The following is a 21,590-nucleotide window of genomic DNA, read 5'->3' on the forward strand; positions in this document are numbered from 1 at the left end:
TCAGGGGATGATCGGCGGGATGTAGCTGAACGTGGTGCCGAGCAACCAGACCAGCAGCAGCACCACCGGCAGGTGGAAGATGAACTGCAGGAAGGTGAAGCCGACCAGATCCCGCGCCCGGACCTTGAGGATCGCCAGCAGCGGCAGCATGAAGAACGGGTTGATCAGGTTCGGCAGCGCCTCGGCCATGTTGTAGATCTGCACCGTCCAGCCCAGGTTGTACTGCAGATCGTTCGCGGCCTGCATCACATAGGGCGCCTCGACCAGCCATTTGCCGCCACCGGAGGGCACCAGCAGCCCGAGCACGGCGGTGTAGATGGCCAGCACCACGGCGAATCCGGAACCGCCGCCGAAGCTGGTGAAGATGGTCGCCAACCGGTCGGAGACGGTGTGCCCGCCGTAACCAGGCACCTTGGTCAGCATGGCCGCCATCGCTGCGTACAAAGGGAATTGGACGAGAATGCCGGCGGTCGCCGGGACCGCCTTGTTGACCGCCATCAGGAACCGCCGCGGCGTACCATGCAGGACCAGCCCGAGCACGAGGAACACCATCAGATAGCCGTTCAGGTTGGACAGCACCTGCACGACCGGTTTGGTGGCGAACTGGTACACCACCCAGCCGAGGGTGAGGATCCCGACGCCGATCGACAGGATCGGGTTGTATTCGAACCACTCCGCCGGCCGGGTCCTCGGCTCGGGCTCCTCGACGGTGTCGGTGACGTCGACCTCCATCTGCTCGGCCGTGCGGACCGCCTTGCCGCGCGGTGCCGAGGCGTACGCGATGGCCACGGTGACCAGGATCAGGATCAGCGCGGACAGCATCGACTGCCAGGTGAAGATCGTCTTGCCGAAGTCGAGCACGCCGGTGATCGAGAGCACCGCGGCCGGGATCGACTTGGGCGTCGCCTGCAACTGTGCCGCCGATGACGACAACCCGAGCGCCCAGACCGCACCGAGGCCCATCAGTGCCGCCGCCCCGAGGGCCCGGTAGTCGACCTGGAGATCCTTGCGGCGAGCCACCGCCCGAGCCAGCAGGCCACCGGTGATCAACGACAGACCCCAGTTGAGCAGCGAGACCAGCAGCGCGATCAGGGCGACGAAGGCCACCGCCGAGCGCGGCCCCTTCGGCACCCGGGCCAGCGCCTCGATGATCCTCAGCACCGGCGGCGAGGTGGCCACCACATAACCGGTGAGCACCACCATCGCCATCTGCAGGGTGAAGGCGGCCAGGTCCCAGAAGCCGTCGCCGAAGGTGGCGACCAGGGTCACCGGGTTGCCGCCGTTGGCCAGCGCCAGCACCGCGACCAGCACGGTGCCGAAGGCGGCGAAGACGAACGCGTCGGGGAACCACTTCTCGGTGAACCGGGCCAGCGCCTGTGCGGCGCGGGCCAACGGCCCCTGCGGCTCGAGGTCCGCATCCGCGGTGGATTGGGTGGACATCGTCGTCTCCTGTTCCTGGGCGAGTGAGCAGATGCACGATAGTCCTCGGCGGCCTGTCCAGCGATGGGGGTGGGGCTGGTCCGATGGTGGTCGGTCCGGGACAATGGGCCCCGTGAGTGCTCCCCATATCGTCGTTGTCGGTGCCGGTTTCGCAGGCCTCAATGCCACCAATGATCTGGCCGCGGCCGGCGCCCGGGTCACGTTGGTCGACCGCCACCCCTACACCACTTTCCAGCCGCTGCTCTACCAGGTGGCGACCGGCGGTCTGAACCCCGGTGACGTGACCTTCTCGCTGCGTGCCCTGGCCGCCAAGAAGAAGGGCCGGGTGCGGTTCCGGCGCGCCAATGTCACCGGGATCGACACCGAGAACAAGAAGGTGCTCGTCGATCAGGGCAGCTCGATCGACTACGACTATCTGGTGCTCGCCCAGGGCGTTGGTGCGAACTTCTTCGGCATCCCCGGTGCCAGCGAGTACGCCCGCTCGATCTACACCCGGGCGGAGGCGCTCGAGGTCCGCGACCTGATGTTCGGCCTGTTGGAGAAGCTGGCGGTCGCCCCGGCCAATCAGGACCTGTCGGTGGTCGTCGTCGGCGGCGGTGCGACCGGTGTCGAGATGGCCGGAACCCTGGCCGAGATGCGCAGCCAGGGGTTGCCGGTGGCCTATCCGGAGGTCAATCCGGCCCGGGTCCGGGTGATGCTGGTCGAGATGGGCCCGGTGCTGCTGTCACCGTTCAAGGAGGACCTGCAGCGCTACACCCTGCGCCAGCTGCAGAAGCGCGGCGTCGACGTCCGGCTGGACACCGCGATCGCCGAGGTACGCCCGGGCGAGGTCGAGTTCTCCGACGGGACCAAGGAGAAGGCGGATCTGGTGGTCTGGGCGGCCGGTATCGGCGGCCACGACCTGGTCAAGAAGTGGGGGATGCCGCAGGGCCGCGGTGGCCGGATCGTCACCGAGCCGACCTTGCAGGTGAAGGGATTCACCGACATCTTCGCGGTCGGTGATGCCGCGATCATCGAGCAGGATCCCCTGCCGCAGTTGGCCCAGCCGGCGATCCAGGAGGGCAAGCTGGCCGCGCACAACATCCGTGCCCTGGACCACGGCCAGCCGCTGAAGACGATGGAATACCACGACCGCGGCACGATGGCGACGATCGGGCGGAGCTCCGCGGTCGTGCAGCTGCCCGGCGGGATCAACGTCACCGGTCTGCCGGCCTGGGGGATGTGGGTCGCGCTGCACCTGGCCGAGCTGCTCGGCGGCCGGAACCGGATCCAGGCGATGATCAACCTCGGCTTCCGCTACCTGCTCTATCCGAAGAGCGCGAACGCCATCGTCGGCGACCTGGCCGATTCGAAGACCGGTGAGCTGCCGGCACCCCGCCCGGACGCCGACCACACCTGACGTTCATCGAGTACGCGCCCGGGTCTGCTCCCTACGTTCATCGAGTAGCGCGCCCGGGTCTGCTCCCTACGTTCATCGAGTAGCGCGCCCGGCGGAGCGAAGCGGAGCCGGGCAAGCGTGTCGAGATGAACAGGCCCGTGACCTACTCGATGAGCGGGTATCGGGCATCTCAGGCGTACGCGCGAGCGGCGGCGACCGCGCGGGCGGCGTACCCGCCACCGAAGAGCACCGCATGCACCAGCAGCGGATGCAGCTGGTGCAGGCCGATCGTGTCCCGCCAGCCGTCCGGCAGGGCCGCGGCCTCGGCGTACGCCGAAAAAGTCCTGTCCAGATAGGGATTCCCGAACAGCTCCAGCATCGCCAGGTCGGTCACCGGGTGCCCGCCGTGGGCGGCCGGGTCGATCAGCGTCCAGCCTGCGGCGGTGGGGATCACGTTGCCGGACCAGAGGTCCCCGTGGATCCGCGCCGGGGTGTCCACATCGTCGAAGGCGCCGGCGATCAGCCGCTCGCAGACCCGCCCGATGACCTCGTACCCCGACCGGTCCAGACTCCCGGCCGCGTGCGCCTGATCGGCGAACGGGCGGACCCGGTGCTCGGCATAGAACTGCCCCCAGGTCGATTCCGGCTGGTTGCGTTGGGGGAGCGGGCCGATCCAGCCGCGCCCATCGGTACCGGGCGGCGGGGCACCCCAGGTGTCCGCACCCGCGGCATGGGTCCGCGCCAGTGACCGCCCGAACTCCTCGGCGCCCGCACGATCAGCGGCGACCGAATCCAACCGCTGCAGGGTGATCGAGTGGTCGTCGGCCGCCAGCACCTCGACGACCCGCGCGCCATCGGCGTCGGCCAGCCAGCGCAATCCGGCGGCCTCGGTCGCGAAGAATCCCGGGTCCGCGCTGCGGTCCTGTTTACGGAAGTCCATGGTGGCCAGGGCCGGGTTCGAACCGGCGACCTTTCACTTTTCAGGCGAACGCTGCTACCAACTGAGCTACCTGGCCAAGCAGAGAAGGCAAAAAATGCCTTATCTGCTGCAAAAGCGGCGATGCTGTGCACCACCGCTTCCGCGACCCCGACGGGACTCGAACCCGCGACCTCCGCCGTGACAGGGCGGCGCGCTAACCAACTGCGCCACGGGGCCTTGGAACCCGGACGTGTCCGGATCTGCCGGCCTGCGCCAGCCCGGAAACTATAGCGCCCGGGCAGCGGCTGCACCAAATCGATTCCCGGTTCACCCCGCGACGGTCCGGAAACCAGCGTTACCCATCGACGAATCGGGGGTGTTCTGCGAGCGGGCCGCGTTGCGATAGCGGTTGCAGTAGGACGCGTGGCACAGATACGAACCACCGCGCAGCACCCGCGTCGACCCGCGTACCGGGCCGCTCGGATCGACCACCACCGCGCCCGCGCGCTCGGCGTACGTCCGCGGGGAGAACCAGTCCGCGCACCACTCCCACACGTTCCCGATGGTCTGCCACAGCCCGTAACCGTTGGGCTGGAAGGTCCGCACCGGGGCGGTGGTCAGGAAGCCGTCGGCGCGGGTGTTCTCGACCGGGAACCGCCCCTGCCAGATGTTGCAGCGCCACTCGTCCCCGGGCCCCAGCAGCTCATCACCCCACGGGAACCGTGCCCCGTCCAGACCGCCGCGGCTGGCGTACTCCCACTCCGCCTCACTCGGCAGCCGCCGCCCGGCCCAGCGGCAGTAGGCGAGCGCGTCCCCGTGGCTGACGTGCACCACCGGATGGTCACCGAGCCCGGCGAGACTCGACCCGGGGCCACCCGGATGTCGCCAGTCCGCGCCGCGCACCCCCTTCCACCAGGGCGCCTCGGGGGCCGCCCCGAGCACCGCCGACGGATCGCTGACCGCCAGCTCGAACACCGCCGAGAAGCCGTAGACCTCGGCCTCGGTGCGATAGCCGGTCGCCTCGACGAACCGGGCGAAGTCGTCGTTGGTGACACTCGTCGCGTCGATCCGGTACGCCGACAGCTCGACCCGGTGGGCCGGCAGCTCACCGTCGGCGGGATTGTCATCGCCATGCCGGTCACCCATCCGGTACGCCCCAGCGGGCACCTCGACCTGCTCGACCCGATGCGCACCGGCACCCGCACCGGCCGGGATCGCCGCCCGCAACCCGGCCAGCTCCGCCTCGGCCGCCGCCGGATCGAACACCGGCGCCGCCGGGGGCTCGGGTGTGCAGCAGGAGTGCTCGGAATCCATCGGGCTCACCAGCCCGGTTGCCAACCGCACAAGGCCTTGCGGGCCTCGGCCGGGTCGGCGGGGAAGGTGAAGGTGGTCAGCCGCGGGGCCAGGGACACGTTCTCCCAGAACCGTTCGCTGGTCATCGGCTCGGTGACCGCCTGCTCCAGCACCGCCAGATCGCCGCACTGCAGCGCGAGCCGGGCATGGGCCACCGACTGCGAATCGTCCTCGGCCGCCTTCACATAGCGCGCGGTCCGCCAGGCGGCCGGTCGGGGCTGGTGCCCGACGCGGGTCTTGTCCTGCAGCCGCGGGTCCTCGACCGCGTGCGAGGTGATCGGATCGGCCAGCGCCAACCGGTCGACGACCCGGACCTCGTTGCCGGCCATCACCGGCAGGATGCCCATGTTGTCCCGCGCCAGATAGATCCCGGTGCCGCTGCGGGTCGGCAACCGCCTGCTGCCGTCGTCGTAGTAGCTGAGCCCGGCCTGCTGGTTCCAGCGCGCGAGCTGGCCGTCCCAGGCCGGGGTGGAGCTGCGCCAGTCGTTGATGGTGAGCAGCTGGTTGGTGGTCGTGGTGGCGGCCCAGAAGGCGCGCTCGTTGGCGATCCCGTCCTCGCTGGCCGAGTCCTGGTAGGGGGTCCGGGCGCTGGTCGAGATGGCCACCGCCCAGCCGGCGACGAAGGCGAGCACCACCATCGCGGTCTCCCGCCGGGGCTTGTCCACCGCGATCACCGCGGCGGGCAGCATCAGCGCGAAGGTGTCCGGCAGCAGGAATCGGGCATGCATGAAGTCACCGCCCATCCGGACGATGTAGAGCGCGTGCAGCAGCGCCCCCAGCACCGGGGCCGCCACCACCACCGCCCTACCCAGCTCCCGCCGGCGGACGGCGTACGCCAGATGCAGGCCGACGCCGAGCAGGCCGACCAGCAGCGGGACCGCCAGCACATAGAGCCCGGCGTAGTCGATCAGATAGATCAACCCCTGCTCCCAGTGCACGTCCCCGGCGCTCTTGGCCAGCGCGGTGTTCGGCACCATCAGGGCATAGAAGCCCATTCGCCAGATCTGGTACGCCACAGCGGGCGCGATGCCGATCGTGCAGCAGATCAGCCACTGCCACCAGCCGCGCAACCGGGTGAACAGCAGCGCCAGCGCGAACAGGCCGGCATAGAGCGCGAAGTCGGGGCGGATCAGCGGGCCCAGGCCGATGCAGATCGCCGCGGCGAGCGGCCAGTTCCGCAGCGGGCCCCCGATCTCGGGCGGGATCCGCCGGGTGAGCAGCCAGAAACAGGTGCCGAGCCAGGCGAAGGAGAGCCCGGTCTCCAGCCCGGAGGTGGCGAAGTCCCAGAACGGCGGCAGGGCGGCCATCGCCAGGATCCCGACCGGGACGGTGACGAAGGTGTTCCGGCGCGCGAACAACCGGGCCGCGCCGAGCGCCGCGGTCACCATGCCGAGCAGGGTGAGCACCCAGCCCACCGCGGCGCCGGTGACCTGGGGTTCGGTACCGGGCAGCAGCCAGCGCCCGGCGACCAGCATCCAGAACCAGAGTGTCGAGGTGGTCACCTCCACCCGTTCGCCGATGTTGAACACCGGGCCGTTGCCGGCGAAGAACTGGTTCAGCACCCGGATGTTGATCCAGCCGTCGTCGGAGATCCAGCGCTGCTGCCAGCCCATGAACGCGACCATCACGATCGGTGCGGCGACGGCGACGTGGCTGGGGGTGAACACCAGCTGCAGGGCCAGCCAGGCCCGGCCCAGGTGGGTCTCCGGGATGGGTCTGGCACTGGTGCTGCCGAGGCGCGACAAACGGGCCTCGGGCAACAACATGGACGCAATCGTATAGGCGCGGTGACCGTGATCCGGGCCCCTGCGGGGGCGGCGGACCCGGTGAGGTAGACATCACTGCATGACTGCTCGTCTGCTGGACGCCCTGATCGCCGATCGGGGGCACCACCCGCTGACCTTCGCCGACGGTTCGCTGAGCCGCACCGAGTTCCGCCGGGCCGCGGCCGCGGTCGCCGAATCGGTCACCGGGCGGGAGCGGGTGGCGGTCTTCGCCCGACCCACCCTGCGCACCGCGCTCGCCGTGGTCGGCGGCCTGCTCGCCGGCGTGTCGGTGGTGCCCGTGCCGGTGGACTCCGGCCCGGCGGAACTGGCGTACCTGCTGGGCGATTCGCAGGCCGAGGCCTGGCTGGGGGAGGCGCCCGAGGATGCGGGCGAGCTGCCGGTGATCGCGGTCGACCCCGCCGCCCGCTCCGATGCCGACTTCGACGAACCGGCGGGCAGTGCGGTCGCGCTGATCCTCTACACCTCGGGGACGACGGGGTCGCCGAAGGGGGTGCTGCTGTCCCGGGCCGCGCTGGCCGCCGGCCTGGACGGGCTGGCGGAGGCCTGGCAGTGGAGCGATCAGGACGTGTTGGTGCACGGGCTGCCGCTGTTCCACGTGCACGGGCTGGTCCTCGGCATGTTGGGGCCGTTGCGGGTCGGTTCAGGGTTGGTGCACACCGGACGTCCCAAGCCGGAGTTGTACGCCGCAGCGGCCGGCACGATGTATTTCGGGGTGCCAACGGTCTGGACCCGGGTCACCCGCGATCCCGAGTCGGCCCGCCGACTGGCGCATGCGCGGTTGCTGGTGTCCGGGTCCGCGCCGCTGCCGGTGCCGGTGTTCGAGAAGCTGCAGGAGCTGACCGGGATCGAGCCGGTGGAGCGGTACGGGATGAGCGAGACGCTGATCACCATCAGCGCCCGCGCCGACGGCGAGAAGCGACCCGGATGGGTCGGTGTGCCGATCGCCGGGGTACGCAGCCGACTCCGCGACGACGACGGCAACGAGGTCCCGCACGACGGCGAATCGATCGGCAACCTGCAGATCACCGGTGACACGCTGTTCAGCGGCTATCTGGGCCGCGAGCAGGCGACCGAGGAGTCCTTCACCGCCGACGGGTGGTTCGCCACCGGGGATCTGGCCGCGATCGACGCCGACGGCTTCCACCGGATCGTCGGCCGGGCCTCGGTGGATCTGATCAAGAGCGGCGGTTACCGGGTCGGTGCCGGGGAGGTGGAGACCGCCCTGCTGGCGCACCCGATGGTCCGCGAGGTCGCGGTGATCGGCGTACCCGATGACGATCTCGGGCAGCGGATCGTCGCCCACGTGGTCGCCGAGGACGGTGAGGTGAGCGCCGAGGAGCTGATCCAGGCGGTCGCCGGGGAGCTGTCGGTGCACAAGCGTCCGCGCGAGATCGTGTTCGTCGAATCCCTGCCCCGCAATGCGATGGGCAAGGTGCAGAAGAAGCAGTTGCTCGAGAATCGCTGAACCCCTTGCCGGGTAACGGATCGGGCAACAGACTGATCCTGCGGCGGTTCCGCCGCAGTCACCCAGGATTCGAGGAGATGTTGAGATGACGGACTTCGCGAACGAGGAGAACAAGGACGACGACCAGGTCACCGGGCTCGGTCGTGCCGATGGCGGCGCTGACGGTGGCGCCGATGGTGGCGCGGACGGCGGTGCCGATGGTGGCGCCGATGGTGGCGCGGACGGCGGTGCCGATGGCGGTGCGGACGGTGGCGCCGACGGTGGTGCCGATGGTGGCGCGGACGGTGGTGCTGATGGTGGCGCGGACGGCGGGGCCGACGGTGGCGCTGATGGCGGCGCCGGCGGCGGCGTGGGCCGGAGCTGATCCGGTCCGTGCCTGCTGAACGACCGGCGCTGGACCGACTGCTCGGATCGGCGTCGGCGGGTTTCGCCGAGGAGACCTGGGGCCGTGCGCCCCTGCTGGTCACCAGCGATGAACGCGCTGCCGGTGACGACCTCAGCGATCTCTTTTCGCTGGCCGCGGCCGACGAGTTGCTCGCCGGCCGCGGTCTGCGGACCCCGTTCCTGAGACTCGCCAAGGACGGGAAAACCCTTCCGGACAAGGATTTCACGACCGGTGGCGGGGTCGGTGCCGGAATCTCCGACCAGATCGACGAGGACAAGGTGCGCCGCCGCTTCGCCGATGGCGCCACCGTGGTGCTGCAGGCACTGCACCGCACCTGGCCGCCGGTCGCCCGGTTGGTGGACGGTCTGTCCGCCGAGCTCGGCCACCCGATCCAGGCCAACTGCTATCTCACCCCGCCGCAGAACCAGGGCTTCGGCGCGCACTACGACGTGCACGACGTGTTCGTGCTGCAGGTGCACGGCAGCAAGGAGTGGATCGTGCACGCCCCGGTGGTCGAGCATCCGCTGCGCGACCAGCCGTGGGCCGAACATCGCGCCGCGGTCCAGCAACGGGCCGCCGAGGAACCCCTGCTGCGGTTGACCCTGCGGCCGGGGGACTGCCTCTATCTGCCGCGCGGCTACCTGCACTCCGCGCGGGCGACCGGTGGCATCTCCGGGCACCTGACCCTCGGCGTACACACCTGGACCCGGCACCATCTCGCCGACGCGCTGGCCGACGAGGCGCTGCGGGCGCTGCGCGAGCTGACCGAGGCGCGGGCCTCGTTGCCGCTCGGGATCGAGGTGGACGACCCGGCTGCGCTGGCCGCCGACCTGGACGCCGTGCGGCAGGAGTTCCAGCGGTTGCTGGCCGATCTGCCCGATGAGCGGATCGCAGCGGCCCTGCTGGCGGACGCCCGCAATGCCCAGCGACCGGCGGCGGTGCCCCCGTTCCAGGCCCTGGCGGATGCCGAGGCGCTCACCGATGCGGACACGCTGCGGTTGCGTACCGGTCTGCTGCTGCGGATCGAGGAGACCGCGGACGGTTCGTCGCTGCGCACCCGCGCCGGTCGCTGCACCGTCGATGATGCGCAGGTCGCCGCGGTACGCCGCCTGGCGAAGTCGCCGGGGGGTGTCGCGGAGCTGCGGGAGGCCACCGGGGTGAGCCGCGACGGGCTGCGTATGCTCATCAGGGAAGGGATTCTCGAGCGCGGGGCGGAGGCGCCATGACGGCCATCGAGGCGGATCAACGGCCGCCCGGATTCCGCTGCTCCACCGCGGCCCGCGACCGGCACGACCAGCGGATCGGTACCGCCCCGCCGCAGAACCGCTGGTTCCTGATCGAACAACCGACCGGCTGGGGTGCGACCGCCTGGGCCGGCCTCAAGGTCGAGCCGGCGGTCAAGGAGACCCTGATGGCGATCCTGAACCATGCGAACGCCCGGGTGATGCTGATCCGCCGCCCGGGTCGGGAGACCGACACCGTCGGCGATCGCCGGCGCTGGTGCGTGGTCGACCAGACGGCGGCCGAACCGGTGCGCTGGGGTTGGGCCGATGACGACGCGGAGCTGATCCGGGCCGCCGAGCTGTTCGCCGGCGCGCACCCCGACGTGTGCCGGATCGCCGACGAGCCGACGGCGGCGGGGGAGCCGCGGCTGCTGCTGGTCTGCACCCACGGCCGCAAGGACGTCTGCTGCGCCACTCGCGGGCGCCCGGTCGCGGCCCGGGCGGCGGAGCTGTGGCCGGAGGCGACCTGGGAGTGCACGCACACCGGCGGTGACCGGTTCGCCGGGAACCTGATCCTGCTGCCCGAGGGGGCCTGTTACGGCGGGATGGATCCCGACGATGTCGAACCGGTGGTCCGCGCCCAGCTCGAGGGCCGGGTGGACGCCAGCCATCTGCGCGGGCCGTGTGGGGAGAGTTCGCCGGTGCAGGCCGCCGTGGTGGCCGCGTACGACCGGCTGGGCCCGCTGGCCTGGGACCAGGTGCACCCGCTGACCGAGCAGGTCGACGAGGACGAGCGCTGGACCGTGCTGCTGGAGATCGACGGGGTCGGCCTGGTGGAGGTCACCGGTCACCACGAGATCACCGACAAGAATTTCCTGACCTGCAAGGCCGAACTGCCCAAGCGGATGTACCTCGCGATCGCCGACGAGATCAGGTCACTCGCCGACTAGTCCGCCTCACGTTCGTCGAGTAGGCCGCGCAGCGGCCGTGTCGAGACGAACCGACCAGTCCCCACGTTCGTCGAGTAGGCCGCCTGCGGCCGTGTCGAGACGAACCGACCAGTCCCCCCACGTTGGTTGAGCGAGCGAGGGACGAGCGAGTCGAAGCCAACCCCCGCGCCCCTACGGCTTCTCACCCTCCTGGGTGACCGGCGGCAGCGTGGACCACGGGAAGTTGATCCACTTGTCGGTCCGCTTCCACACGTAGTCGCAACTGATCACCGACTGCGGCTTCTCATAGATCACCGCGGTACGAGCCTCGGCGACCTGTTCGGCGAAGAAGTCCCGGACGAGCTGGAGCGTACGCCCGGTGTCGGCCACGTCGTCGGCGATCAGCACCTTCATGCCCGCCAGGTCCACCGCCTGTGGCGTCGGCGGCAGCATCACCGGCATCTCCAGCCGGGTATCGATCCCGGTGAAGAACTCGACGTTCACCACGAACGCGTTCTTCACATCCAGCGCGTACCCCAGGCAGCCACCGAACGGGAGTCCGCCTCTCGCGATCGACAACACCACGTCGGGTTGGAAGCCGCTGCGGTGTACGACGGTGGCGACCTCGCGCACCGCCTTGCCGAAGCCGTCATAGGTCAAGGTCTCGCGCTCGGACATGGACACATCATGCCGGAGGTATCGCGTTGGCCGCTTCGGGCTCGCTGCCCTATGCTGGTTCGGTCCGCGGCCCCGCCTCGGACAGGTCCCCTTCGTCTAGCGGCCTAGGACACCGCCCTTTCAAGGCGGCAGCGCCGGTTCGAATCCGGTAGGGGATGCCAGTACGCCTCGATCCTTGAGCGAAGAGTCGAAGGGTCGCCGCTCCGCGCAGTCAGTTGCCACCCCGGAGTCCGAACGCCAGGACATGCAGTAGTCCGCCGAGTCCATGATCAAACCCAGTGGGACTGGGTTCGGTGCGGTCAGATTTCGACTAGTGCATGTCCCAGCGCATGGCTTCGAGCTGAGTGGTTGGCGTACGGGCTCATCTCGACACGGTCGCTGCGCGACCTACTCGATGAGCGTGAGGGGCGGTCGCTGCGCGACCTACTCGATGAGCGTGGGCATACCTCGCTCGCTCAGCCAGCGGGCGTGCGCGGGATCAGCAGGTCCAGGGTGGTGCGGGCGCGGTTGGTGAGGGTTTCGATGACCCCGGGCTTGTCGGAGTGGTGGTCCAACAACGCCTGCTCGAAGATGCCGTCGAGGAGGGCGTACGCGGTCTGGTGGTCGACCAGCGCCTCGGTGCCCGCCAGTTCGCAGATCCGGTCCAGCACCCGGCCGACCATGGTCGCCAGGCTGTCGTCGATCGCCTCGACGGCGTCGCGCAGTTCGGGGGTGAACATGCTCTGGGAGCGCAGGTCGTACCAGAGCCGGTGCATCTCCGCCTCGCCGAGCAGGCTCTCCACCAGCTTGGCCGCGAACCGCTCCCGCAGTTCCGCATCGGTCTGGGAGGTCTCGACGATCTCGTCGTAGCGGTGCACGCACTGGGCCTTGTAGTGCCGCACGCAGTAGACGATCAGCTCGGTCTTGTCGGCGAAGTAGTAGTGCACGACCCCGTGTGAGAACGGTGAGTTCTGGGCGATCTCGCGCAGGCTGGTCCGCGCGTATCCCAGCTCACCGAGCGTGGCCAGGGCGGACTCGGCCAGCTCGATCCGGCGCCGCTCGCTCTTGTCGACGCCCCGATCGCCACGCTCGGCACGGGCGGCATTGCTCGTCGTGGTCGCGGTCATCGGCCTCCTGTCGGTGCGGGTCGGGTTCGGGCAGGCCTCCCCCAATGTACGCCTGCCCGAATCCTTGACAACTGTCCAGAAAACTCTTGACAGTTGTCAAGTCATCGGGCAGCGTGTGGCTCACATCACACCCACCGGCAGAGCAATGGAGCACGCGATGGCAGACACAGCGACGGCAGCATCGACAGGCAGCGCAACAGACCTCACCGGGCGTCGGGCGCTCGTCACCGGCGGGGCGCAGGGACTCGGTGAAGGAATGGCCAAGGCCCTCGCGAATGCCGGCGCCCGCGTCGTCCTCGCCGACGTTCAGCCCCAGGTCGAACAGACCGCGGCCAACCTCGGTGAGGGGCACGGTTCGGTCCAACTCGACGTCACCGACGACGCCGGCTGGGAACGAGCGATCGAGGAGACCGTCAACCAGCTCGGCGGCCTGGACATCCTGGTCAACAACGCCGGCATCGAGATCACCAACCTGATCACCGAGGTCAGCGCCGACGAGATCCGCAAGCAGCTCGAGGTCAACATCCTCGGCACCGCCCTCGGCATCAAACACGGGCTGCGGGCGATGCGCCCCGACGGCCCGGCCGGTACCGGCGGTTCGATCATCAACGTCTCCTCGGTCGCCGCCACCATCGCCTTCCCTGGGATCGCGATCTACTCGGCCACCAAGGCCGCGGTCGACCGGCTCACCCGGGTGAGCGCCATGGAGGCAGGAAAGCTCGGTTACGGCGTACGCGTGAACGTCATCTATCCCGGTCTCGTGCCGACCGCGATGGGGGCCGGGCTGGCCCAGGATGTCGCCAGCATCGGGCTCTTCGAGTCACCCGATCAGGCCGTCGCCGCGGTCGTCGAGCTGACCCCCGCGGGCCGACTGGGCGCGGTCGAGGACATGGCCGATGTGGTGGTCTTCCTGGCCTCCGACTCGGCGCGATTCATCACCGGGGCAGGGATTCCGGTCGACGGCGGAATGGGGATGTGACGATGAGTGACAAGCCTGTCGTGGTCTACGGTGCCTCCGGTTACACCGGCCGTCTGGTGTGTGAATATCTGCGCGAATACAACGTTCCGTTCGTGGCCGCCGGCCGCAACGAGGAGAAGCTGACCGACTCGATGGCCTCGCACGTCCCCGGCATCGAGACCGCCGACTACGAGATCCAGACCGTCGAACACTCCGTCGACGCGCTGACCTCGCTCTTCGACGGGGCCAAGGTCGTGCTGAACACCGTCGGCCCGTTCAGCAAACACGGCCCCGAGGTCGTCGAAGCCTGCCTGGCCACCGGTGCGCACTACACCGACACCACCGGCGAGCAGGACTGGCTGATCACCTGCGACGAGAAATACGGTGCCGACTTCGCCGCCGCCGGGCTGCTGCTCTCACCGGGCATCGCGCAGATGTACACCACCGGCGAGATCGCGGCCCAGCTCTGCCTGGAGACGCCCGGCCTGGACACCCTCGACGTGGCCGTCTTCTGGGGCGGATCGCCGACCATCGCCTCCACCCGGACCATCCTGGTCAACGCCGCCACCTCCAAGGCGCATTTCCTGCAGCAGAACGAATACGTCGAGTTCGACCCCGATCAGGGACTCGTCCCACTCGTCGTACCCGGTCAGCACGAGCTCGCGCTTTCCCTGCCCTGGGGCGGAACCTCGCATCCGGTCTGGTTCAAACACGACCCGCGGGTCGCCAACTGCAAGGCCCAGGGCGGAGTCTTCAACGCCGCGCTGATGAACGGCGTACCGCAGATCGTCGCCGGGGCACTGGAGGCCACCAAGGACATGAGCGAGGAGGAACGCGACGAGGCCCTGACCGCGACCGCCGCCCAGGTGATGAACGAGATGCCGCCGCGGGAAAACCCACGCCTGAACAAATCCCTCGACTCGGTGTACGCCTCCGGCCCGCTCGGCCGCGCTCACTGCGTGATCCACGGCAACAGCAACTACAAGCAGACCGGACTGATGCAGGCGTACGCCGCGTATTCCCTGCTCCAGCAACCACCCCACCGCACCGGCTTCGCCTCCGGCTGCCAGGCGTTCGGGCACCGCGAACTGCTCGGCACGCTGCGCTCCTTCGGGCTGGTCGCCGAACCGGTGCTCACGGTGCAGGCCTGATCCCATGCGGCTCGTCGACTACCTGGACAAGGGGGCATCGCTGGGGCCCGACCCGCCCTGCCTGACCACCGACGGCGAGTCGATGTCGTACGCCGAGGTGCAGGAGTTGTCGTGGCGGATCGCCGACGCCCTGTACGCCGCAGGCGCGCGGCCCGGATCGAAGGTCGCGATCCTGTCCGGCAACGACCCGGTCGCGTTCTCCGGTGTCTTCGGCATCTCCCGCGCCGGTTGCGTCTGGTGCCCGATCAACCCGCGCAACGAGGCCGCCGAGAACCGGGACCTGTTGGAGCTCTTCGATTGCGAGGTGCTGATCTTCCAGGCGGCGTACGCCGACCTGGTGGCCCAGATCCGCCCCGACCTGGCGAAGGTGCACACCTGGGTGTGCCTCGACGGCCAGGTCGAGGGTGCCCTCGGCTGGGCCGAGTTCCTCGATGCCGGTGACCGACCGGCCCCGCAAGCAGACATCGCCGCGCCCGTTCAGGTACGCGGGCGCGGCGGTGTCGTCCAATCCGACCCGGCTGACCCCGCGGACGACCTGGCCCTGATCGCCGGTACCGGTGGCACCACCGGCCGGCCGAAGGGGGTGATGCTCACCGGGCACAACCTTGAGACGATGAGCGCCATCACCCTGATGAGCTATCCGTTCGAAGGGCGGCCGGTCTATCTCGCGCTGGCGCCGCTGACCCATGCAGCCGGGGTGCTCTGCTTCCCGATTCTCTGCCTGGGTGGGGAAATCGTCATCATGCGTCGTCCCGACGTGGCGGAGTTCCTGCGATTGATCGCCGCGCACGGGGTCACCCACACCTTCCTGCCGCCGACGCTGATCTACATGGTGCTCGCCGCCGACGAGTTGGATGCCACCGACCTGTCCTCGCTGCAGTGCTTCTGGTACGGCGCGGCGCCCATCTCGGTGACCAGACTGGCGGAGGCGCTGCGCCGGATCGGGCCGATGGCGCAGTTGTTCGGCCAGACCGAGGCGCCGATGATGATCTCGACGATGGCCCCGCGCGATCACTTCGGTGCCGACGGCGAGATCGCCGAGACCAGACTCGCCTCCGCGGGCCGGCCCAGCCCACTGGTGCAGGTCGGCATCCTGGCCGAGGACGGCTCCCTGCTGGGAACGGGGGAGCGCGGTGAGATCGTGGTGCGCTCCTCGCTGGTGATGCGCGGCTACTACAGGAATCCCGAGGCCACCGCCGAGGCGAGCATCGACGGTTGGCACCGGACCGGTGACATCGGCTACCTCGATGACGACGGTTTTCTGTTCATCGTCGACCGCGCCAAGGACATGATCATCACCGGCGGCTTCAACGTCTATTCCAGCGAGGTCGAGCAGGCGCTCTTCGCGCACGAGTCGGTGCAGGACTGCGCGGTGATCGGCCTGCCCGATGAGAAGTGGGGCGAGCGGGTGGTGGCCGTGGTGCAACCCGCCGCCGGACACCAGGTCGATCCCGAGGAACTCAAGGCATTCGTGAAGAGCCGGATCGGCTCGGTGAAGACCCCGAAGCAGATCGAGGTCTGGGACGACCTGCCCCGCTCCAAGGTCGGCAAGATCGTCAAACCGGACATCCGGGCGCGGTTGGGTTGAGCAACCCGGTGGCGGAATCTGCGGCTCGATCTGCGACACGCCGAGGAATGGGGTCGGTTGGTGAATCGAGCCGCAAATTCTGACGGGCCGGGCTTCGACTCGCTCGTACCTCGCTCGCTCAGCCGGCGTGGGTGGGTGGCTTCGTCTCGCTCGTACCTCGCTCGCTCAACCGGCGTCATGCGGCCCTGCTACAAATGAAACATGTATATGGTGCCCGCCCAGAGCGGACGTCGGATCGTGATCACCGGGGCCAACAGCGGCACCGGCAAGGAGGCCACCAAACGGCTCGCGGCCGCCGGCGCCGAGATCGTGATGGCCTGCCGCTCCGCCGAGCGCGCCGAGGCCGCCCGCGCCGAGATCCTGCAGCAGGTGCCCGGTGCCCACCTGGAGATCAGGCTGCTCGACCTGTCCAGCCTGGCCAGCATCCGCGCCTTCGCCGATGAACTGGTCGCCGACGGCCGGCCGCTGCACACCCTGATCAACAACGCCGGTGTGATGACCCCACCGGAACGGCTCACCACCGCCGACGGCTTCGAACTCCAGTGGGGCAGCAACTTCCTCGGCCACTTCGCGCTCACCGTCCGGCTGCTGCCCACCCTGCTGCAGGCCGAGCGGCCCCGCGTCACGACCATGTCCAGCGGGATGGCCCAACTGGGTTCGATCAACTTCGCCGACCTCGACTGGCAACGCAGCTACCGGCCCGAACGGGCGTACGCCCAGTCCAAGCTCGGCAACCTGCTGATGGGCCTGCAGCTCGCGAAACTCTCCACCGAGCGCGGTTGGCCGCTCACCTCGACGATGGCGCACCCCGGTTACACCCGCACCAACCTGCAGTCCGCCGGTGCGGCCCTGGGTGGCAGCCGGCGCAGCACCCTGACCAAGCGGCTGACCGACCTCAACGTGCTGCCCGCCCAGGAGGTGGAGACCGGCACCGAGCCGCTGCTCCACGCCGCCGCCGACCCGGCCGCGGTCAACGGCGGCTACTACGGACCGGGTGGCCGGCTCGGGCTGGTCGGCTCGACCGCGCCGACCAAGCTCTATCGCAGCACCGAGGGGCCCACGCTGGCGAGCTCCCTGTGGGCCGTCGCGGAGGCCGCCACCGGGACCAGCCTGAACCCCTGAACCGGCCGGTCAGGGCCGAATCGCTGACCCATCGAATCCCGGGTCGGGCTGGATCGGCCGTGCCATGATGGCTCGGTGGTGCAGCGGCAGGAGATCTCTCGGGTGGGCCAGCGCGCGCTGACCCGGCTGGGCCCTGCCCGGGACTGGGCTCTCCAGGTGCAGCCGACCGGCCCCCGACCGACCTGGCAACGCCGCGGTGCGTCCATCTTCGGGCTGTTGCTGCTGGCCTTCGCGGCCAGCTGGGTGATCAGCCGTGGTGGCACGTTCACGCCCTGGCGCCCGCAGCTGGTCGAGTTGCACACCATGCTGGACGCCTCGGGCCCGCTGCTGTCGGGCAAACGGATGTACGACCCGGGAACCCCGTTCCGGCTGACCCCGTTCGCGGCCCTGGCCGCCAGTCCGCTGAGCCTGCTCCCGTGGCCGCTGCTGGAGATCGTCTGGGGGCTGCTCAACGTGGCCGTGGTGGCGTTCGCGCTGCGCCGGATCCCGGTGCTCGACTGGCGGGTCGGGCTGGCCGGAGTGATCGTGTTGAACACCGAACCGGTCCGCACGGCGTTCTCCCTCGGTACGCCACTGCTGATCCTGGTCGGGCTGATCGGGATCGATCTGATCTCCCCGACCGGCCGCTCCCGCTGGGGTGGGGTGGCCACCGGCCTGGCGATCGCGGTCTCGCCCTATCTGGCGCCCTTCCTGCTCGTGCTGGCCGCCGCCCGACGGCGCCGCGCCGCACTCGTCGGGCTCGGCGTCGCCGCCGCCTGTTCGCTGGTGGCGCTGCTGGTCTCCCCGGGGGCGACCGCCCGCTGGTTCCGGATCGCGGTACCGGAGCGGCTGATTCCCGATCCTGCTGTGGTGCTCAACCTGAACAACCAGTCGATCGCCGGATCGCTGATGCGCTGGGGGACACCGGCCCTGCTGGCGGTCGGGGTGGCCTGGCTGACCGCGCTGCTGCTGCTCGCCGCCGGTCTGCTGCTGGCCCGGCGGGGGTACGCCTGGACCGCGGTCGGGGTGGTCGGCCTGGCCGTCACCTCGGTGAACTGGCTGGTCTGGCCGCACGAATACGTCTGGCTGGCCCCGCTGGCGGTCGCGCTGCTGCTCCCCGGACTGCCGGCGATCGCCCGGATCCTGGGCGCCGCGCTGGTGGTCTGGGCCGGGATGCGGCCCTGGCGGGTCATCCAGGAGGGCCATGAGGCCGAGGATCCGCCCCTCAGCGCCCTGGAGAAGTGGACGGCCAACGGCTCCGCACTGCTGCTGATCGCCTTCGCGGTCCTGATGCTCACCCTCGAGCTGGTACGCCTCCGCGCCGAGCGTCGGTCGAGCGAGCGCCCGCCGGTCGATGCCAGCGCGGCCGGTGACCCCACCGAGGCCTTCGCGACGCGCTGGATCGGCTGGTGGGTCCCGCTGCTGGCCGCGATGTGGCTGGCCGGATCCTTCTTCCGGCCGGAGTCCAGCTTCATCCCGTGGCGGCCGCTGATGCCCGACTTCGACGTCTACACCGTCGCCGCGCGCACCCTGTTGCAGGGCGGGGACATCTACAACATCCAGGGATGGCCATTCCTCTATCCGCCGTTCGCCGCGATCCTGGCGCTGCCGACCGGGTTGAGCCTGGACATGCGGACCGTCGGCATGTTCGTCATGCAGGTGCTCAACGTGTGCGCCTTCACCGCGGTCGTCTGGCGGATCGGCGTACGCGGTTGGCGCGCGCCGGTGCTGGTGGCCGCGGCGCTCTGTCTGATCGGCACCCTGGACGCCGACATCAAGATGGGCAACATCCACGGGCTGATGGTGGCGCTGATCTTCCTCGATCTCGCGCCGGGGCCCGGTGTGCTGCGGCGGATCCTGCCGGTGAAGCGATTCCCGCGGTTGGACCGGGAGCGGTTGATCCCGATGGGGGTGCTGATCGGGTTGATGACCGCGATCAAGATCATCCCCGGGTTGTTCATCATCTATCTGCTGCTCACCCGTCGCTATCGGGCCGCGCTGGTCGCGATCGGCACCGGCGCCGCGGTCACCCTCGGAACCGCGCTGATCCTGCCCAGTCAGACGATCCAGTTCTTCCGGTTGTTGCTCGGTGGCAAGATCGGTGGTTACGCCGCCGGCCCGCTGGTGCACTACCAGGGTTTCGTCAGTGCCATGCAGCGTTTCGTCGGGTACGCCGACAGCACCCGCATCCTGCTGACCCTGCTGGGCATCGTGATCGGCCTGATCGGCTTGTTCGCCGCCGTCCGCTGGCACCGGGTCGGCCAGGAATGGCTGGCGCTCACCCTGTGCGGTGCGGCCACCATCCTGATCTCCCCGCTGGCCTGGAACTACTACTACCTGTGGCTGCTACCCGGTGCGCTGATCGCGGCCCGCCAGTGGTGGTTCTCCGACCTGGGTCAGCGGGTCGAGCTGCCGGATACGAACGCAACGGCGCGATTGCCTGCCACCATTGGATTCCTGCTGCTCGCCCTGGCCCTCTGGCAGGCCTTCCAGTTCCATCTGGCGCTGCCGTCGGACAACAACATCGAGTTCACCTACAACTTCTGGCACAAGCTCGCGGCCGGTTTCATGCCGTTCGCGACCAGCATCCTGCTGCTCGTCGCCATGTTCAACAACCGCCCCTGGCGGGCCCGCCGCGCGGAGGTCGTCAGCGAACCGTGATGTGCACGTGGTCCTTGTGGTTGGCGGTCACCGAGCCGCGATCGGCCATGTAGCGCCAGCCCTCCGAGGATCGGGCCACCGAATAGATCCGCTGGTTGTGGATCACATACTCCACGTTCAGCCGGGTGGCGTTGGCGCGGATGTAGTCGGCGACCCGCTGGCCGAGTGCCGCATCGGTGTAGGTCATCGCGTCGATGGCCCGACCCGAGGGGTGATCGGGGATCGAGTCCGGGCGTACCCCACCGTAGGAGCGGATCTCGGGGAACTTCGCCTGCAGTTCGGCCAGCACCTGCCGCGAGTTCGCGGTCAGCCCGGCGGCGCCGACCACGTTGGCGGAACCACCGCCACCGCCGACCGGACCGGGTGCGGTGTCGCTCAGATACTTGGCGGTGACCCAGCGGGCCGCACCGTTGTAGACGATCTGGGCGCGGCCGTTCTCGACCCGCCCGGTGACGTCCAGGCGGGCCCCGGCGGGTGCGTCCCCGTAGCTGGTGAACACATCGCCGGACCCGGAGCGCAGGATCAGGGCGGTGGTGGCGTACTTCTGGCCGACGACGGCGGGCAACCCGCTGGTCGGCGGTTTGCCGACCGTCGAGGTGCCGGAGAGGTAGCTGCTGTTCACCCAGCGCACCGCGCCTTCGAAGACGATCTGGGTGCGTCCGTTCTCGGTGACGCCGGTGAGCTGCAGCACGGTGCCGCGCGGCACGTCCTTGATGTTGGTGAAGACCGCGCCGGAGGTGGTGCGGATCATCAGTTCGGCGGTCGCGGTGGCCGTGCCGACGATCGGGGGCAGGCCGGGGCCGGGGGAGGGTGCGGGGGTCGCAGGGCTGCCGGAGAGGTACTGGCTGGAGACCCAGCGGGTCTGACCCTGGTGGCGGATCTGGGTGTAGCCGTTGCTCTGCACGCCGGTGCTGTCCACCCGGGTGCCCTTGGCGAGCACGGTCACCACGCGGTAGCTGATACCGGCGCCGGTGCGCACGTTCAGCGCGGCGGTGGTGTACGCCGAGCCCTGGGCGACGGTGTTGCCGGCTGGCTGCTGCCCGATGCCCTGGGCGTTCAGATAGAGGTCGGAGACCCAGCCGGTGCCGCCGCGGTAGCTGATCGGCATCCAGCCGTTCTTCGCCGGGCCGGTGGAGTCGATCCGCGCACCGGTGGGCAGGCCGCCGATGATCGGGCTGTTCAGGCCGGGGCCGGAGCGGACGTTCAACCCGCCGTTGGCGCGCACCGTGAAGGGGTCGGCCTGGGCCGATCGGCTGGCGGCGACGCTGGCGACCAGGCCGCCGCTGGTGAGCAGAACGGCAGCGCCGCCCAGGGCGACCACCGCCCTGACATTGCGCAGGACGTTCACGATGTTCCTCCCCGACGGCCTTCCCCAGCCGTCGCGTCAGTGGCCCGGTCCCTTCCCCAGGATCGGGTCGTCCCAGGCGGCCCGGCGAGCGGCTCACTGTGAACCCGTCCGCAACAGCAA

General features: G+C 69.6%; 17 protein-coding genes and 3 tRNA genes. 11 read left to right on the plus strand and 9 right to left on the minus strand.

Features of this window, described 5'->3' with window-relative positions:
• A complete protein-coding gene (locus C8D81_RS13940; protein WP_094359266.1) occupies positions 1-1,440 on the minus strand; it encodes a short-chain fatty acid transporter in 1,440 nt (479 codons plus the stop codon).
• Between the two features lie 103 nt (positions 1,441-1,543).
• On the opposite strand from C8D81_RS13940, the gene C8D81_RS13945 reads away from it, so the two are divergent.
• Entirely contained in the window at positions 1,544-2,839 is a 1,296-nt protein-coding gene (locus C8D81_RS13945; protein ID WP_094359264.1) for an NAD(P)/FAD-dependent oxidoreductase, read from the plus strand.
• Positions 2,840-3,008: 169 nt separating this feature from the next.
• Here the strand turns inward: C8D81_RS13945 and C8D81_RS13950 are convergent, their stop codons facing one another.
• The 5 genes from C8D81_RS13950 to C8D81_RS13970 all read right to left on the minus strand — a co-directional run bounded on the left by C8D81_RS13950 (position 3,009) and on the right by C8D81_RS13970 (position 6,856).
• Positions 3,009-3,758, minus strand: coding sequence for a fructosamine kinase family protein (locus C8D81_RS13950; protein WP_133626273.1), 750 nt, complete (start codon positions 3,756-3,758; stop codon positions 3,009-3,011).
• Positions 3,758-3,834 (minus strand) — tRNA-Phe (locus C8D81_RS13955). The genes C8D81_RS13950 and C8D81_RS13955 overlap by 1 nt, the downstream gene beginning before the upstream one ends.
• 66 nt (positions 3,835-3,900) lie before the next feature.
• Positions 3,901-3,974 (minus strand) — tRNA-Asp (locus tag C8D81_RS13960).
• A 90-nt stretch (positions 3,975-4,064) separates the two neighbouring features.
• Entirely contained in the window at positions 4,065-5,051 is a 987-nt protein-coding gene (locus tag C8D81_RS13965) for a formylglycine-generating enzyme family protein (RefSeq protein WP_133626274.1), read from the minus strand.
• 5 nt (positions 5,052-5,056) lie between these two features.
• The gene (locus C8D81_RS13970; protein WP_094359344.1) at positions 5,057-6,856 is read right to left on the minus strand and encodes a hypothetical protein; all 1,800 of its coding nucleotides are present in this window, start codon (positions 6,854-6,856) and stop codon (positions 5,057-5,059) included.
• Between the two features lie 79 nt (positions 6,857-6,935).
• Here C8D81_RS13970 and C8D81_RS13975 point away from each other — a divergent pair, with 79 nt between their 5' ends.
• From C8D81_RS13975 to C8D81_RS13990, 4 genes are all read left to right on the plus strand, one after another.
• The gene (locus tag C8D81_RS13975; RefSeq protein ID WP_133626275.1) at positions 6,936-8,342 is read left to right on the plus strand and encodes an acyl-CoA synthetase; all 1,407 of its coding nucleotides are present in this window, start codon (positions 6,936-6,938) and stop codon (positions 8,340-8,342) included.
• An 85-nt stretch (positions 8,343-8,427) separates the two neighbouring features.
• On the plus strand, positions 8,428-8,706 hold the full coding sequence (locus tag C8D81_RS13980) for a BatC protein (protein ID WP_094403978.1): 279 nt from the start codon (positions 8,428-8,430) through the stop codon (positions 8,704-8,706).
• Between the two features lie 8 nt (positions 8,707-8,714).
• Positions 8,715-9,953, plus strand: a complete 1,239-nt coding sequence (locus C8D81_RS13985) for a cupin domain-containing protein (RefSeq protein ID WP_208109288.1) — start codon at positions 8,715-8,717, stop codon at positions 9,951-9,953.
• On the plus strand, positions 9,950-10,900 hold the full coding sequence (locus C8D81_RS13990) for a sucrase ferredoxin (RefSeq protein WP_133626277.1): 951 nt from the start codon (positions 9,950-9,952) through the stop codon (positions 10,898-10,900). The genes C8D81_RS13985 and C8D81_RS13990 overlap by 4 nt, the downstream gene beginning before the upstream one ends.
• 171 nt (positions 10,901-11,071) lie before the next feature.
• On the opposite strand, the gene C8D81_RS13995 is transcribed toward C8D81_RS13990, so the two are convergent.
• The gene (locus tag C8D81_RS13995; RefSeq protein WP_133626278.1) at positions 11,072-11,557 is read right to left on the minus strand and encodes a phosphoribosyltransferase; all 486 of its coding nucleotides are present in this window, start codon (positions 11,555-11,557) and stop codon (positions 11,072-11,074) included.
• A gap of 85 nt (positions 11,558-11,642) precedes the next feature.
• Between C8D81_RS13995 and C8D81_RS14000 the strand changes: the two genes are divergently transcribed.
• A tRNA-Glu gene (locus tag C8D81_RS14000) sits at positions 11,643-11,718 on the plus strand.
• A gap of 294 nt (positions 11,719-12,012) precedes the next feature.
• Here the strand turns inward: C8D81_RS14000 and C8D81_RS14005 are convergent.
• The gene (locus C8D81_RS14005; RefSeq protein WP_133626279.1) at positions 12,013-12,663 is read right to left on the minus strand and encodes a TetR/AcrR family transcriptional regulator; all 651 of its coding nucleotides are present in this window, start codon (positions 12,661-12,663) and stop codon (positions 12,013-12,015) included.
• Between the two features lie 157 nt (positions 12,664-12,820).
• On the opposite strand from C8D81_RS14005, the gene C8D81_RS14010 reads away from it, so the two are divergent.
• The 5 genes from C8D81_RS14010 (at position 12,821) to C8D81_RS14030 (ending at position 20,122) form a co-directional block, all read left to right on the plus strand.
• Positions 12,821-13,642: an SDR family NAD(P)-dependent oxidoreductase gene (locus tag C8D81_RS14010; RefSeq protein ID WP_133626280.1), complete on the plus strand. Its 822-nt coding sequence runs from the start codon at positions 12,821-12,823 to the stop codon at positions 13,640-13,642.
• 2 nt (positions 13,643-13,644) lie between these two features.
• Positions 13,645-14,772 carry a DUF5938 domain-containing protein gene (locus tag C8D81_RS14015; protein ID WP_133626281.1) on the plus strand — a complete coding sequence of 376 codons (1,128 nt, stop codon included), beginning with the start codon at positions 13,645-13,647 and terminating at the stop codon, positions 14,770-14,772.
• Positions 14,773-14,776: 4 nt separating this feature from the next.
• Entirely contained in the window at positions 14,777-16,360 is a 1,584-nt protein-coding gene (locus C8D81_RS14020; RefSeq protein WP_133626282.1) for an AMP-binding protein, read from the plus strand.
• A 201-nt stretch (positions 16,361-16,561) separates the two neighbouring features.
• Positions 16,562-17,482 carry an SDR family oxidoreductase gene (locus C8D81_RS14025; RefSeq protein ID WP_133626283.1) on the plus strand — a complete coding sequence of 307 codons (921 nt, stop codon included), beginning with the start codon at positions 16,562-16,564 and terminating at the stop codon, positions 17,480-17,482.
• 75 nt (positions 17,483-17,557) lie between these two features.
• Positions 17,558-20,122 carry a glycosyltransferase family 87 protein gene (locus C8D81_RS14030; protein WP_133626284.1) on the plus strand — a complete coding sequence of 855 codons (2,565 nt, stop codon included), beginning with the start codon at positions 17,558-17,560 and terminating at the stop codon, positions 20,120-20,122.
• Here the strand turns inward: C8D81_RS14030 and C8D81_RS14035 are convergent.
• A complete protein-coding gene (locus tag C8D81_RS14035) occupies positions 20,109-21,470 on the minus strand; it encodes an SH3 domain-containing protein (protein WP_094404637.1) in 1,362 nt (453 codons plus the stop codon). The two genes, C8D81_RS14030 and C8D81_RS14035, sit on opposite strands and share 14 nt — an antisense overlap.
• Positions 21,471-21,590: the final 120 nt, after the last annotated feature.

Source organism: Enemella evansiae (genome assembly GCF_004362375.1).
GTDB classification, from domain to species: domain Bacteria; phylum Actinomycetota; class Actinomycetes; order Propionibacteriales; family Propionibacteriaceae; genus Enemella; species Enemella evansiae.